This window comes from Streptomyces sp. NPDC038135 (assembly GCF_055601245.1).
In genome coordinates this window covers 285870-300520 of record NZ_JBVJXS010000003.1, presented here as the reverse complement: position 1 = coordinate 300520, position 14651 = coordinate 285870, and the positions used below count along the sequence as shown (strand labels likewise).

Below are 14651 nucleotides of genomic sequence, written 5' to 3'. Positions count from 1 at the left end.
GGAGCGGCTGCGGCATGTTGCGTCGGTAAGCCTTGATCAGCGTTGCTCAGCTTTTCCCGGACGTCCCCACGACTGGGGCGGGATTGTCTCCCAGTCTACCGGTAGCGCCGACAGTGATGGGGGTTTGCGGGTACCTGAGTCCCCATGTGCCGCCCTGAACCGGTCTCCGCCGGGTACCGATATACGGAAGGGGGCTCCAAGGGGCTCACAGCGGCACTCAGCGCTTCGAGCCGTCAACCCTTGGCTACTGGCGGGTCAGCACGTGATCCACACCTGTGCACAGCCCTGCCACACGGGCCGGAACGGCACCGCGCGGAGGCATCGGGACGTGAGGTACGTCACCCATAGGTGTCGCCGGGCCCGGTGCTCCCGGGGGCCCGCAGCGGCCCGTAACGCCGGGCAGGACCGCCCGGACCGTTCACCTTGATCAGCCGGACCGTGCCGTGCCCGAGGTCCTCGTTGAGCCGGGCCACCAGCGTCGGCGCGAGCAGCCGGAGCTGGGTCGCCCAGGCCGTCGAGTCGCAGCTCACCGACAGCACCCGCTCGTCCTCGTCGTACCGCTGCGGCACACAGTGCTTCGCCAGGTCCTCGCCGACGATCTGCGGCCAGCGGCCCATGACGCCGCCCACCGCGGCCGGCGTCTCCCAGCCCCGCTCGGTGAGCAGCCGGTTGATCGCCGCGCCGAGCGCCATCGGGTCACGGCCGTCGGCCCGCGCGCCCGAGCGCAGCCCGCCGCCGCGCCGCGCCTGCTTCTTCTGCCGCGCCGCGTCCCCCCGCGCGCGTGCCTGCTCCTTCGCCGCGCGCAACGCCACGCGCGCGAGGTCGACACCGGACGGCTCGTCCTTCTTCGGGGTGGGTTCCTCGGTGCTCATACGCGCTCCACCGTCCCGCCGGCCACCGCGTACCGCGCTCCGGCCAGCACATGCGGTACGTCGTCGTCCACAGCCGCGGTGACCAGCACCTGCTCGCCGGGCGCGACCAGCTCCGCCAGCCGCTCCCGGCGGCGGGCGTCCAGTTCGGCGAAGACGTCGTCCAGCACCAGCACCGGCTCGTTGCCCTCCGCGCGCAGCAGGTCGTACGAGGCCAGCCGCAGCGCGAGCGCGTACGACCAGGACTCGCCGTGCGACGCGTACCCCTTGGCCGGCAGCTGACCGAGTTTGAGGACCAGATCGTCCCGGTGGGGACCCACGAGGGTCACGCCCCGCTCGATCTCCTGCTTGCGCGCCTCTCCGAGGGCCGCCATCAGCTGACCGTGGAGGTCCTCGCGCGTGTGGGCCTCACCGGGCGCCGACGGCTTGTACTCCAGCGCCACCGGACCGCCGCCGGGGGCCAGTTGCTCGTACGCCTTGTCCGCCAGCGGCTGCAGCGCGGCGATCAGGTCCAGGCGCTGGGCGAGCAGCTCGGCGCCCGCGCGGGCCAGATGCTGGTCCCAGACGTCCAGGGTGGACAGATCCATGGAGCGTCCGCCGTGCCGGCGCGCGAGAGCGGCGGACTTCAGCAGGGTGTTGCGCTGCTTGAGCACCCGCTCGTAGTCGGAGCGCACCGCCGCCATGCGCGGAGAGCGCGCGGTGATCAGCTCGTCCAGGAACCGGCGCCGCTCACCGGGGTCGCCCTTGACCAGCGCGAGGTCCTCCGGCGCGAACAGCACCGTCCGCACGATTCCCAGCACGTCCCTCGGTCTGACCTGCGAGGAACGGTTGATCCGGGCCCGGTTGGCCTTGCCCGGGTTCAGCTCCAGCTCGATCAGCTGCTGCCGCTCGCCCTGCCGGATCTGCGCCCGGACGAACGCGCGCTCGGCGCCCATGCGGACCAGGGGTGCGTCCGAGGAGACCCGGTGGCTGCCGAGGGTGGCGAGGTAGCCGACGGCCTCGACGAGATTGGTCTTGCCCTGCCCGTTGGGGCCGACGAAGGCGGTGACGCCCGGGTCGAGCGGGACCTCGACCCGGGCGTACGAGCGGAAGTCGGCCAGCGAAAGATGCGTCACGTGCATGGTCGTCCGCCGACCTCCCCCAGGGTTGTGGATCCCGGAGGGATCCTGTGGATTACTTCTTCTCTACGGCGTGGCCGCCGAACTGGTTGCGCAGCGCGGCGATCATCTTCATCTGCGGCGAGTCCTCCTGCCGGGAGGCGAACCGCGCGAACAGCGAGGCGGTGATCGCGGGGAGCGGCACCGCGTTGTCGATGGCGGCCTCCACCGTCCAGCGTCCCTCACCGGAGTCCTGTGCGTAACCGCGCAGGCCGTCGAGGTGCTCGTCCTCGTCCAGCGCGTTCACCGCGAGGTCGAGCAGCCAGGAACGGATGACGGTGCCCTCCTGCCAGGAGCGGAAGACCTCGCGCACGTCCGTGACGGAGTCGACCTTCTCCAGCAGCTCCCAGCCCTCGGCGTAGGCCTGCATCATCGCGTACTCGATGCCGTTGTGGACCATCTTCGCGAAGTGGCCCGCGCCGACCTTGCCGGCGTGCACCGAGCCGAAGTCGCCCTCCGGCTTGAGCGCGTCGAAGACCGGCTGCACCTTGGCGACGTTCTCGGCGTCGCCGCCGTACATCAGCGCGTACCCGTTCTCCAGGCCCCAGACGCCGCCGGACACGCCGCAGTCCACGAAACCTATGCCCTTGGCGGCCAGCTCCTCGGCGTGCTTCTCGTCGTCCGTCCAGCGGGAGTTGCCGCCGTCCACGACCACGTCACCGGGCTCCAGCAGCTCGGCCAGCTGGTCGACCGTGCTCTGGGTGGGCTCGCCGGCCGGGACCATCACCCAGACCACGCGGGGAGCGGAGAGCTTGCCCACAAGCTCTTCCAGGCTGTGGACGTCCGCGAGGTCCGCGTTGCGGTCGTATCCGATGACGGTGTGGCCCGCGCGGCGGATCCGCTCGCGCATGTTGCCGCCCATCTTGCCGAGGCCGACGAGACCGAGCTCCATCAGTTGTGTTCCTTAGGTCGGTGTGTGCCGTGACAGGCACCGGAGTGCCGAGCCGAGCCTAAACCCGGACGCGCGTGCACAGTTGTGGGCATACGCGCTCACACGCACGGTCTGACCTGCGGAATCCCATCCGGCTGCGGGGCTCGTCGCCCGGTCACGCCGTCGGGCGCCGCGACGGCGCCCGACGACTGTGCACAGCTGTGGACGGCCTCAGCCGCTGAGCCGCACCGGCATGATCAGGTACTTGTAGGCGTCGTCCGCCTCCGCGTCCAGCGCGGGCCTGCCGCTGAGCAGCGCCGGCTTGGTGGACGTCGTGAACGACAGCTGCGCCACCGGGGAGTCGATCGCGCTCAGGCCGTCCAGCAGGAACGTGGGGTTGAAGGCGATCGAGATGTCGTCGCCGTCGAGCTGGGCGTCGACCCTTTCCACAGCCTGTGCGTCGTCGCTGGAACCGGCCTCCAGGATCAGCACGCCCTGCTCGAAGCTCAGCCGCACCGGGGTGTTCCGCTCGGCGACCAGGGCCACACGCTTGACGGCCTCCACGAAGGGGGCGGTCTCGATCACCGCGACGGAGTTGAACTCCGTCGGGAACAGCGTGCGGTACTTCGGCAGGTCGCCCTCGAGGAGACGGGTCGTCGTCCGCCGGCCGGCGCCCTCGAAGCCGATCAGGCCCTCACCGGCGCCCGAGCCGGACAGCGCCAGGATGACGCTGTCCCCGCTGGTGAGCGCCTTGGCGGTGTCCTGGAGCGTCTTGGCGGGCACCAGGGCGACCGCGGAGACGTCCGGGTTCTCCGGCTTCCACAGGAACTCGCGGACCGCGAAGCGGTAGCGGTCGGTGGACGCCAGGGTGACGGTGTCGCCCTCGATCTCGATGCGCACACCGGTGAGGACGGGCAGCGTGTCGTCGCGGCCGGCGGCGATGGCCACCTGGGACACGGCGGCCGCGAAGACCTCGCCGGGCACGGTGCCGGTCGCGTTCGGCATCTGCGGCAGCGCCGGGTACTCCTCCACAGGCAGGGTGTGGAGTGTGAACCGCGAGGAACCGCAGACCACGGTCGCCCGTACACCGTCTGTGGAGATCTCCACCGGCCGGTTGGGGAGGGCGCGGGAGATGTCGGCGAGCAGGCGGCCGGAGACCAGGACGGTGCCGTCCTCGTCGACCTCGGCCTCGACGCTGACCTTCGCGGAGACCTCGTAGTCGAAGCTCGACAGGCTCAGCTGGCCGTCCTCGGCCTTCAGCAGCAGGCCGGCGAGGACAGGCGCCGGCGGACGGGCCGGGAGGCTGCGTGCCGCCCAGGCCACTGCCTCCGCGAGTACGTCGCGTTCCACCCGGATCTTCACCGTAAGCCGCCTCCTGCTGTTGCTACTGAGTCCTCCGACTCGGTGTCACCGCCCACAGCGACGGGAAGGACACCGGGGACCAGTCTGACGCACCGCACTGACAGTAGGTGCCGGTCGGGGTCAAGTCGCTCCGAGGGGCAGCCGGGCTCGAGACGGCGAGTTGTGCACAGGCCCCGCTTCGAAACGGATTCCCAGCTCTCTCTAGTCGGGAGTAGTAGTAGGGGCTGTGGATACCGTGGATAACCACGTTTTCCCAGCTCAGCGCCGGAATTTTGTCCACTGACCCTGTGGGTGGAGGCGGTGGACAACCAGGGGTCTCTGTGGAGAACGGAAAGTTCTGCACACACCGCCCACAGCCCGAGCGCAGTTCTCCCCAGCTGCGTCCCCAGGTTTACCCACGTTTCCCACACCCCAATCCGGCAGCCTCGTGTGACGGCTTTCACTCGACGCGGTGATCCGGCGCGTGGCGTTGCCGAACAGTGGACAGCCATGTGGAGAAGCCGGTGATCGCTGGGGACAACCGCCGCCGGCCTGTGGGCCACCCGTGGACAACTCCGTGCACAGCCTGTGGATCTCCGGCTCGTCCACAGTCTGTGGAGATCCTTCGTCCACGATTCCACAGGCCGCTGAGCTGCACGGACGTCATCTCCCCAGCGTTCCTGTGGACGCGGTTCGGGACAACTCCGCAGTCCCCAGCATGTGGAGGGAAGAAAGTCGGTGAATCTGTGGAGAGCGGCCGTAACCACGCAGGTATTCGAACACCAGGTGGCCGGGGAGGGACGGTCGCGAGCGCGGACAACGGCGGCCGACGGCGGTGAACGGGGGCGATCGAGGCGGCCCACACGTCGGCAGACGGTCGTGGAAGCGCCGCCGTGGGATGCCGGCGACAGCGCGGGGCCGTCCCGGTCACGACGACAGCGAAGGGCCGTCCCGGGCCGCGACGACAGCGCAAGGCCTTCCAGGTCCGGACGCACAGCAGGGCGCCCCCGGGATCTCCTCCCGGGGGCGCCCTCTTGTCTTCTGTGCGGACCTGCGGCTGGGTCAGCCGTTCTTGATCCGGTTCGTCAGTTCGGTCACCTGGTTGTAGATCGAGCGCCGCTCGGCCATCAGCGCGCGGATCTTCCGGTCGGCGTGCATGACCGTCGTGTGGTCGCGGCCGCCGAACTGCGCGCCGATCTTCGGCAGCGACAGGTCGGTCAGCTCACGGCACAGATACATGGCGATCTGCCGGGCCGTGACCAGCGCACGGCCCCGCGAGGTGCCGCACAGGTCCTCCACCGTCAGACCGAAGTAGTCGGCGGTGGCCGCCATGATGGCCGGCGCCGTGATCTCCGGGGCGGAGTCCTCACCGCCGGGGATCAGGTCCTTCAGCACGATCTCGGTCAGACCCAGGTCCACCGGCTGCCGGTTGAGCGACGCGAACGCCGTCACCCGGATCAGCGCGCCCTCCAGCTCACGGATGTTGCGTGAGATCCGGGAGGCGATGAACTCCAGCACCTCCGGCGGGGCGTTGAGCTGCTCCTGGACCGCCTTCTTGCGCAGGATCGCGATGCGCGTCTCCAGCTCGGGCGGCTGGACGTCGGTGATCAGACCCCACTCGAAACGGTTCCGCAGCCGGTCCTCCAGCGTGACCAGCTGCTTGGGCGGCCGGTCGGAGGACAGCACGATCTGCTTGTTGGCGTTGTGGAGCGTGTTGAAGGTGTGGAAGAACTCCTCCTGCGTCGACTCCTTGTCCGCGAGGAACTGGATGTCGTCGACGAGCAGGATGTCCATCTCGCGGTAGCGCTTGCGGAAGCTGTCGCCCTTGCCGTCGCGGATGGAGTTGATGAACTCGTTGGTGAACTCCTCGGAGCTGACGTACCGCACCCGCGTGCCCGGGTAGAGGCTGCGCGCGTAGTGCCCGATGGCGTGCAGGAGATGCGTCTTGCCGAGCCCCGACTCGCCATAGATGAAGAGGGGGTTGTACGCCTTCGCCGGCGCTTCGGCGACGGCCACCGCGGCCGCGTGCGCGAACCGGTTGGAGGCGCCGATGACGAAGGTGTCGAAGAGGTACTTGGGGTTCAGTCGCGCGGTGGGCTCGCCGGGGCCGCTCGCCGGCGCGGGCTGCGCGGCCAGCGGGCCGGGGGCGCCGCCCTTGCCGGCCGGCGGCAGGTCCGGACGGACCGGGCCGCCGCGGCGCGCGGGACCGGCGCCCGACGGCTGGTCGGGCAGCTCGCGGCGGACCGGGTCGCGCTGGTCGTAGTCGGCGCGGGGCGCGTCGTAGTCCGGGCGGTCGTAGTCCTGCCGCTCCGGGCGCTCGTAGTCCTTGCGGTCCTTGCGCTCGTAGTCCTGCCGGGAGTCGTACTCCGGGCGGTCGTAGTCGGAGCGGGGGCCGTCGTACTCGCCGCGCTGCTGCTCGTAGGCCTGGCGTTCCCGGCCCGGCGAGCGGTAGTCCTGCGCCGGCGGCCCGTAGTTGTCCTGGGAGGGACCGCCGTACGAGTCCTGCGAGGAGGCGTAGGGGTCGCGCTCGGGGAAGCCGAGCCGCGGCTGCTGCCAGCCGCCGTACTCGTCCCGTGCGTGCCGCGGCCAGGCGCCGGGCTCGGGGCGCTGGTACTCGGACGGGTAGGCGGGCCGCGCGGTGGGGAGCTGGTCACCGCGGGACGGAGGTTCGCCGCCCTGCTGCGGATCGGCGGCACGGTGGCGGCCGTAGCCCTCGTACGGTCCGGAGGGCAGCTCGGGCTCCTCGTAGCGCGGCTGCGACTGCGGTGCGGACGGCTGCGGGGTCGGCGGTTCGCCCGCGGAGTCGTCGACGGTGATCGCGATGCGGATGGGGCGCCCGCACTCGCGGCTGAGGGTCTCGCTCACGACCGGCGCGAGACGGCCCTCCAGTACGCCCTTCGCGAATTCGTTCGGCACCGCGAGCAGGGCGGTGTCCGCGACCAGCGCGAGCGGCTGGCAGCGCCGGATCCAGTGCTCGTCCTTCACCTCGACGCCCTGGCCACGACCCTCGCCGAGGAGCTGCTCCAGTACTCGTGGCCACACTGCGGCAAGATCGGCAGGTACGTCAGCCACAGGGCACGCTCTCTCGCAGGTCCCACGAACGTGTGGTTCGGGGACGGGTTCGGGATGAAGATCGGGTGGACGGGTGGGGCGATCCCGCTCGGGCGGGGACAAAGGAACGAATCGGAGTCCAGCCACGGTAGTCAGCGCGGCGGGTAGGGTTCAAGTTGTTGTCCCCAGCCTGTGGACAGTGTCCCTCCTGGCTGCTGGTTTGACCGAATGGCGCGGCCCCGCGTACCGTAACCAGGTCGAGTTGTCGATGGCTGCTGCCGCCTGCCTCCGATGGGCACAGATCACTAGCAGGTGATCGGGAAGCGGTGCACTCGGGCGTGAAGCGAGCTACTCGTGGGCGCACGGTGACAGCCAGGACGGCACCCCGCCACCACCGATTCTTTTCTGGAGCCCCCGAGTGAGCAAGCGCACCTTCCAGCCGAACAACCGTCGTCGCGCGAAGACCCACGGCTTCCGCCTGCGGATGCGCACCCGTGCCGGCCGCGCGATTCTCGCGAACCGCCGCAGCAAGGGTCGCGCCAGCCTGTCCGCCTGATTCGATCAGGTCATGACGTCGTGCTGCCTACCGAGCATCGGCTGAGGCGGCGCGAGGACTTCGCGACCGCTGTACGACGGGGTCGCCGGGCCGGCCGCCCGCTCCTCGTCGTCCACCTTCGTAGCGGTGCCACGGACCCGCACGCGCCTGGGGAGAGCGCTCCCCCGACGCGTGCGGGTTTCGTCGTGAGCAAGGCAGTGGGTGGCGCGGTCGTGCGCAATCAGGTCAAGCGCAGACTGCGCCACCTGATGCGTGACCGAGTCGCTCTTTTCGCCCCCGGTAGCCTGGTAGTCGTACGAGCGCTGCCCGGAGCGGGCGACGCAGACCACGCACAGCTGGCCCGAGACCTGGACGCCGCCGTCGAGCGGCTGCTGGGAGGGGGCGCGCGATGAAGTACCCACTGCTGGCCCTGATCAAGCTGTACCAGTGGACGATCAGTCCACTCCTTGGGCCGGTGTGCAAGTACTACCCCTCGTGCTCCCACTATGGCTACACGGCCATCGACCGGCACGGTGCGATCAAGGGAACGGCTCTCACCGCCTGGCGCATCCTCCGGTGCAATCCGTGGTCGCTGGGCGGCGTGGACCATGTCCCGCCGCGCAAGCGCCCGCGGTGGCACGAAATGCTGCGCAACGCTTGGCGCGCACGCAAGGGCGGAACCTCCGCCGCCGAACCGGCCACCGAGGAGAAGACTCGATCCGAGCTTCCTTCGAGCCCGGCCGCAGAGACTTCGTCCCATGCCCAAGGAGCATGATTAGTGGACACGATTGCCAGCCTTTTCAGCTTCATCACGACACCCGTCTCATGGGTCATCGTCCAGTTCCACACGGTGTACGGCGCCATCTTCGGTCCCGACACCGGATGGGCCTGGGGCCTGTCCATCGTGTCCCTGGTGATCCTGATCCGCATCTGCCTGATCCCGCTCTTCGTGAAGCAGATCAAGGCGACCCGGGCCATGCAGACGCTCCAGCCCGAGATGAAGAAGATCCAGGAGCGCTACAAGAACGACAAGCAGCGCCAGTCCGAAGAGATGATGAAGCTGTACAAGGAGTCGGGTACCAACCCGCTCTCCTCGTGCCTTCCCATCCTGGCGCAGTCGCCGTTCTTCTTCGCCCTGTACCACGTGCTCAACGGCATCGCCTCGGGCCAGACCATCGGCGTCATCAACACGTCGCTGCTGGAGAGCGCCCGTAAGGCGCACATCTTCGGCGCCCCGCTCGCCGCGAAGTTCAAGGACAGCGCCAGCACGATCGAGGCCCTGGGCGCCTCGGTCACCGACGTCCGCGTCGTGACCGTGGTCATGATCGTCCTGATGTCGGCGTCGCAGTTCTACACGCAGCGCCAGCTGATGACTAAGAACGTCGACACGACGGTGAAGACGCCGTTCATGCAGCAGCAGAAGATGCTGATGTACGTCTTCCCCATCATGTTCGCCGTCTTCGGCATCAACTTCCCGGTCGGTGTCCTCATCTACTGGCTGACCACCAACGTGTGGACCATGGGCCAGCAGATGTACGTCATCCACAACAACCCGACCCCGGGTTCCAAGGCTCAGGCCGCCTACCTCGAGCGTCTGACCAAGCACGTCAGCCAGCACGGCAAGGTCCGCCGCCGCAGCGAGAAGACCATCGTCAAGGCGATCGTCGCCAAGGGTCGTGACCGCAACGAGTTCGAGCGCAAGTTCATCAACGGCCTGACCAAGGCGGGTCTCGCGGCCCAGGCCGACGGCACCGTGGTGAAGAGCGAGAGCCATGCCCTGGCTGAGACCGAGGACGGTACGGCCACCGCGGTCGCCACCGCCGCGCGGCGTCAGCAGCCCAAGCGCCAGACCAAGGCTCAGCGTCAGTCCGGTACGACCAGGCCGGCGGGCGAGGGCCCCTCGCTGGAGAAGTCCGACGACGAGCCGCAGGACGACGTCAAGCCCGCCGCTGCCAAGCAGCCCCAGAAGCCCGGCTCCGGCACCCGCAGCAAGGCCCAGTCCGGGCAGCGCAAGGGTGGCCCGCAGCGGCCCAAGTCCCCGTCCAAGAAGTAAGAAGGAGCCCATCCCGTGACGGAAGGCACCACCTCCGCCGCTGCCGAGGGTGCAGACACCCTCACCCGCCTTGAGCAGGAGGGCGAGATCGCGGCGGACTACCTGGAGGGCCTGCTCGACATCGCCGACCTCGACGGCGACATCGACATGGACGTCGAGGCCGACCGCGCCTCCGTGTCGATCATCAGCGACGCCGGCAGCCGTGACCTGCAGAAGCTGGTCGGCCGGGACGGCGAGGTGCTCGAGGCTCTCCAGGAGCTCACGCGCCTGGCCGTGCACCGGGAGACCGGTGACCGCAGTCGGCTGATGCTGGACATCGCGGGCTTCCGGGCCAAGAAGCGCACCGAGCTGTCGGAGCTGGGTGCCAAGGCCGCCGCCGAGGTCAAGAGCAGCGGCGAGCCCGTGAAGCTCAAGCCGATGACGCCGTTCGAGCGCAAGGTCGTGCACGACGCGGTCAAGACCGCCGGGCTGCGCAGCGAGTCCGAGGGCGAGGAGCCCCAGCGGTTCGTCGTCGTACTGCCCGCCTGATCGGCACCTCTCGTTCCACGGCCCCGTCTGCCTGCAGACGGGGCCGATCTTTGTCAGCCTGGTAGTTCTGGTGGCCGGTGCACGAAGCCCGGCGCTGTACGGAAGGACGGTCCCCGTGACGGAGGCAGCGGAGCTTCCCCCCGCGCCCGAACAGGCGCGGGAAGTGTTCGGTGAGCGCTTCGCCGATGCGGTCCGCTATGCGGAGCTGCTCGCCGAGGCGGGAGTGCAGCGTGGCCTGATCGGCCCGCGCGAAGTGCCCCGCCTGTGGGAACGGCACCTGCTGAACTGTGCGGTCCTCTCGGAGGCGGTTCCCGAGGGCGTGACGGTGTGCGACGTGGGCTCCGGAGCCGGCCTGCCCGGCATCCCGTTGGCCCTGGTCCGGAGCGACCTGAACATCACCCTGCTGGAGCCCCTGCTGCGGCGCACCAACTTCCTCACCGAGGTGGTCGAACTGCTGGGCCTGGACCATGTCACCGTGGTGCGTGGCCGGGCCGAGGAGGTCATGGGCAAGCTGCCGCCGGTCCATGTGGTGACCGCTCGCGCCGTGGCCCCGCTGGACCGACTGGCCACCTGGGGCATCCCCCTGCTGCGTCCCTACGGGGAGATGCTCGCGCTCAAGGGGGACACCGCCGAGGAGGAGCTGAAGGCGGCCGCCACGGCCCTCAGCAAGCTGGGCGCCGAGTCGACGTCCATTCTTCATGTCGGCGACGGTGTGGTGGATCCGCCGTCCACCGTCGTCCGGGTGGAGGTTGGTGAGAGCCCGGGCGGGGTGCGGTTCGCCGCCAAGCGCGCCAAGGCCGCTCGAACGGGTCGGGCGCGACGACGTCGCTGACCCGTAGAACCGACGTCTCGGGGTCGTGCCGAGAACGAGACGTACTCCACACAAGCTGCCAAACCCATGCAAGCCGGAGTGTCGCGGAGATCCGATCGCTGTAGCTGTGCATCGTGTTTCACGTGAAACGTCGCTCACTGCTCCACGGCATCATCAGTCGGGGCCGCGCTGCGGCCGAACCTCGTGACCGTAAGCCTCTCGGTTCACTCGGAAAGGCGGCGGAGTTGTCCACAGAGGTGGATTTCTCCACAGAACAACAGGCCTCACTGGTTCACGACCCCGAAGACATGGGAGGCTCTGTTCATTGCGAGCCTGAAGTCGAGGAGAGTGAATCCTTGCGGTCCGACGCCAACATCGCGGGACCGATGACCGATCCGGTCCCCGGTCCCCGTACCGAGTCGATGGGGGCGGATGTTTCACGTGAAACACCGCCTCCGATGGACGACACTCCCATCGGTCGTGCTGCCCAGCTGGCGGTGGAAGCTCTGGGGCGCGCCGGCGAAGGCCTGCCACGACCCGAGCAGACCCGAGTCATCGTGGTCGCCAACCAGAAGGGCGGCGTCGGTAAGACGACGACGACCGTCAACCTTGCCGCCTCGCTGGCTCTGCACGGCGGCCGCGTCCTGGTGATCGACCTCGACCCACAGGGCAACGCCTCTACCGCGCTGGGGATCGACCACCACGCCGAGGTCCCGTCGATCTACGACGTCCTGGTGGATAGCAAGCCTCTCGCCGATGTCGTCCAGCCCGTCCCGGACGTCGAAGGCCTCTTCTGCGCCCCGGCCACGATCGACCTCGCTGGTGCGGAGATCGAGCTTGTCTCCCTGGTGGCTCGGGAGAGTCGGCTGGAGCGGGCCATCCAGGCGTATGAGCAGCCGCTCGACTACATCCTCATCGACTGCCCGCCGTCGCTGGGCCTGCTGACGGTCAACGCTCTCGTCGCCGGCCAAGAGGTCCTCATCCCCATTCAGTGCGAGTACTACGCGCTTGAGGGCCTGGGGCAGCTGCTGCGCAACGTCGACTTGGTGCGAGGGCATCTCAACCCCACCTTGCACGTGTCGACCATCCTGCTCACCATGTACGACGGCCGGACGCGTCTCGCCTCCCAGGTCGCGGAAGAGGTGCGCACCCACTTCGGCGACGAGGTGCTGCGGACGAGCATTCCCCGTTCGGTCCGTATCTCCGAGGCGCCGAGTTACGGGCAGACGGTGCTGACCTACGATCCTGGATCGAGTGGCGCCCTCTCCTACCTTGAGGCCGCCCGAGAAATCGCGCTGAGGGGCATTGGCGTCAGCTATGACGCGAGCCAGGCCCACATCGGCGCCCAGACCGATCCGAACATGGTGGAGGGCATCCAGTGAGCGAGCGACGGAGGGGGCTGGGTCGTGGGCTCGGCGCACTGATCCCCGCTGCCCCGACCGAGAAGGAGCCGGCTCCGGCCACGATGGGCGGCCAGGTTTCCACGTCACCGTCCGCGGTGCCGTTGATGTCGGACCGTGGCGTCGCCGCGGCGAAGGTGGCCACGCTGCCGTCTGTTTCACATGAAACCGAGGAGCCCCCGGCGACTCCGGCCGCCGAGGTCCCCGCGCCGCCGGTGGGGGCGCACTTCGCTGAGCTCCCTCTCGACTCCATCACGCCGAACCCTCGCCAGCCGCGTGAGGTATTCGACGAGGACGCGCTCCACGAGCTGATCACCTCCATCAAGGAAGTCGGTCTCCTCCAGCCGGTCGTCGTCCGGCAGCTCGGGCCCGCCCGCTATGAGCTGATCATGGGCGAGCGCCGCTGGCGGGCCTGCCGTGAGGCCGGCCTCGAGGCCATCCCGGCGATCGTCCGGGCCACCGACGACGAGAAGCTCCTTCTCGACGCCCTGCTGGAGAACCTGCACCGGGCGCAGCTCAACCCGCTGGAAGAGGCAGCCGCCTACGACCAGCTCCTGAAGGACTTCAACTGCACCCACGACCAGTTGGCCGACCGGATCGGGCGCTCGCGTCCGCAGGTCTCCAACACTCTCCGGCTGCTGCGGCTCTCTCCGGCCGTGCAGAAGCGGGTGGCCGCGGGCGTCCTCTCGGCTGGTCATGCCAGGGCGCTGCTGTCCGTCGAGGACTCGGAGGAGCAGGACCGGCTCGCTCATCGCATCGTGGCGGAGGGGCTGTCCGTCCGAGCCGTCGAGGAGATCGTGACGCTGATGGGCTCACGGCCTCAGAAAGCTTCGCGGTCCAAGGGCCCCCGGGCCGGAGGCCGGGTCTCTCCGGCGTTCAATGAACTGGCGACACGCCTCTCGGACCGCTTCGAGACGCGGGTGAAGGTCGAACTGGGCCAGAAGAAGGGCAAGATCACCGTGGAGTTCGCCTCCCCGGAGGATCTCGAGCGGATCCTGAACACGCTCGCCCCCGGTGAGCGCCTGGCTCTCCAGCAGAGCCTTCAGGAGAGCGCAGCCGACGGGTCCGACGACTGACCGTCGCTCCCCGCCCTGGTGAGTTGAAGAGCGGACGGCGTCCGGTTGTACCGGAAGGCGGTCCGCTCTTTGCTTTGAGGCGGTATCGAGGAAATCGCATCGTGGATACGATGCGGATGGGTATGGCGCATCCACCTGGCGGATCTCTGAGTGGGGAGACAGGGGCCATGCGATTGATGAGCCGGACCGGATTGGTGAGCGCGGGCCTGGGCATCGGGGTGGTCGGCGGGTTCGTCGGCAGTCTGCTCAGACAACGGAGCGTCCTGACAGCAGCCCGCAATGCGGCGGGTGAAGGAAGCGAGGAACAGCTTTCATGGGGCGACGGCTCGTACCGCTCACGCTGGACAACCTCGAGGACCTACCCCGGCGCTGTCGCTCGTGTGTCTTCTGGGAGCTGGATCCCGTCAGCGGCGAGGCCGCGGTAAAGGCCGGCACGTCCGCGCTGGAGAAGGAATCCTGGATCTCGGCCGTGCTGCTGGACTGGGGCTCATGCGGCCGCGTGGTCTACGTCGACGACGTTCCCGTCGGCTTCGTGCTCTACGCGCCGCCGGCCTACGTGCCACGCTCTACGGCCTTTCCCACGAGCCCACTGTCACCGGACGCCGTCCAGCTCATGACGGCGTTCATCATGCCCCGCTATCAGGGGCAGGGACTGGGCCGGGTGATGGTCCAGACGGTCGCCAAGGATCTGCTCCGCCGCGGCTTCAAGGCGATCGAGGCCTTCGGTGACGCCCGCTGGAAAGAGCCCGCCTGTCTGCTGCCCGCGGATCACCTCCTGGCCGTGGGGTTCAAGACGGTACGGCAGCACCCCACGCACCCCCGTCTGCGACTGGATCTCCGCTCCACCCTCTCCTGGAAGGAAGACGTGGAGCTGGCGCTGGACCGGCTGCTGGGGGCGGTGCAGAAGGAGCCGGCACTGCGGCCGCTGTAGCGGACGTGCGGCCAGCGAAGCCCGACCA

General features: G+C 69.0%; 14 protein-coding genes. 9 read left to right on the top strand and 5 right to left on the bottom strand.

Going from position 1 to position 14651, the window contains the following annotated elements:
- Positions 1-338: 338 nt before the first annotated feature.
- From ACZ7JA_RS09810 to dnaA, 5 genes are all read right to left on the bottom strand, one after another.
- On the bottom strand, positions 339-872 hold the full coding sequence (locus ACZ7JA_RS09810; protein ID WP_351661786.1) for a DciA family protein: 534 nt from the start codon (positions 870-872) through the stop codon (positions 339-341).
- Entirely contained in the window at positions 869-1990 is a 1122-nt protein-coding gene (gene recF, locus ACZ7JA_RS09805; RefSeq protein ID WP_389300226.1) for a DNA replication/repair protein RecF, read from the bottom strand. The genes ACZ7JA_RS09810 and recF overlap by 4 nt, the downstream gene beginning before the upstream one ends.
- 52 nt (positions 1991-2042) lie before the next feature.
- On the bottom strand, positions 2043-2918 hold the full coding sequence (gene gnd / locus ACZ7JA_RS09800; RefSeq protein ID WP_351661780.1) for a phosphogluconate dehydrogenase (NAD(+)-dependent, decarboxylating): 876 nt from the start codon (positions 2916-2918) through the stop codon (positions 2043-2045).
- A gap of 210 nt (positions 2919-3128) precedes the next feature.
- Positions 3129-4259 (bottom strand): DNA polymerase III subunit beta, encoded by a 1131-nt coding sequence (gene dnaN / locus ACZ7JA_RS09795; RefSeq protein WP_351661777.1) that lies wholly within the window; start codon positions 4257-4259, stop codon positions 3129-3131.
- 1041 nt (positions 4260-5300) lie between these two features.
- Positions 5301-7310: a chromosomal replication initiator protein DnaA gene (gene dnaA, locus ACZ7JA_RS09790; RefSeq protein ID WP_470807845.1), complete on the bottom strand. Its 2010-nt coding sequence runs from the start codon at positions 7308-7310 to the stop codon at positions 5301-5303.
- A 397-nt stretch (positions 7311-7707) separates the two neighbouring features.
- On the opposite strand from dnaA, the gene rpmH reads away from it, so the two are divergent.
- The 9 genes from rpmH to ACZ7JA_RS09745 all read left to right on the top strand — a co-directional run bounded on the left by rpmH (position 7708) and on the right by ACZ7JA_RS09745 (position 14623).
- Positions 7708-7845: a 50S ribosomal protein L34 gene (gene rpmH, locus ACZ7JA_RS09785; protein WP_005482975.1), complete on the top strand. Its 138-nt coding sequence runs from the start codon at positions 7708-7710 to the stop codon at positions 7843-7845.
- A gap of 20 nt (positions 7846-7865) precedes the next feature.
- Positions 7866-8237, top strand: coding sequence for a ribonuclease P protein component (gene rnpA, locus ACZ7JA_RS09780; RefSeq protein WP_351661771.1), 372 nt, complete (start codon positions 7866-7868; stop codon positions 8235-8237).
- Positions 8234-8599, top strand: coding sequence for a membrane protein insertion efficiency factor YidD (gene yidD / locus ACZ7JA_RS09775; protein WP_351661769.1), 366 nt, complete (start codon positions 8234-8236; stop codon positions 8597-8599). The genes rnpA and yidD overlap by 4 nt, the downstream gene beginning before the upstream one ends.
- A gap of 3 nt (positions 8600-8602) precedes the next feature.
- Positions 8603-9877, top strand: a complete 1275-nt coding sequence (gene yidC, locus ACZ7JA_RS09770) for a membrane protein insertase YidC (protein ID WP_351661766.1) — start codon at positions 8603-8605, stop codon at positions 9875-9877.
- 15 nt (positions 9878-9892) lie between these two features.
- On the top strand, positions 9893-10405 hold the full coding sequence (locus tag ACZ7JA_RS09765; RefSeq protein ID WP_351661763.1) for a Jag family protein: 513 nt from the start codon (positions 9893-9895) through the stop codon (positions 10403-10405).
- Positions 10406-10520: 115 nt separating this feature from the next.
- Entirely contained in the window at positions 10521-11237 is a 717-nt protein-coding gene (gene rsmG / locus ACZ7JA_RS09760; protein ID WP_389300216.1) for a 16S rRNA (guanine(527)-N(7))-methyltransferase RsmG, read from the top strand.
- Between the two features lie 287 nt (positions 11238-11524).
- On the top strand, positions 11525-12598 hold the full coding sequence (locus ACZ7JA_RS09755; RefSeq protein ID WP_470807966.1) for a ParA family protein: 1074 nt from the start codon (positions 11525-11527) through the stop codon (positions 12596-12598).
- Positions 12595-13692, top strand: a complete 1098-nt coding sequence (locus ACZ7JA_RS09750) for a ParB/RepB/Spo0J family partition protein (RefSeq protein WP_450742557.1) — start codon at positions 12595-12597, stop codon at positions 13690-13692. The genes ACZ7JA_RS09755 and ACZ7JA_RS09750 overlap by 4 nt, the downstream gene beginning before the upstream one ends.
- A 313-nt stretch (positions 13693-14005) precedes the next feature.
- Positions 14006-14623, top strand: coding sequence for a GNAT family N-acetyltransferase (locus ACZ7JA_RS09745; RefSeq protein ID WP_351661755.1), 618 nt, complete (start codon positions 14006-14008; stop codon positions 14621-14623).
- The last annotated feature ends 28 nt before the right edge of the window (positions 14624-14651 follow it).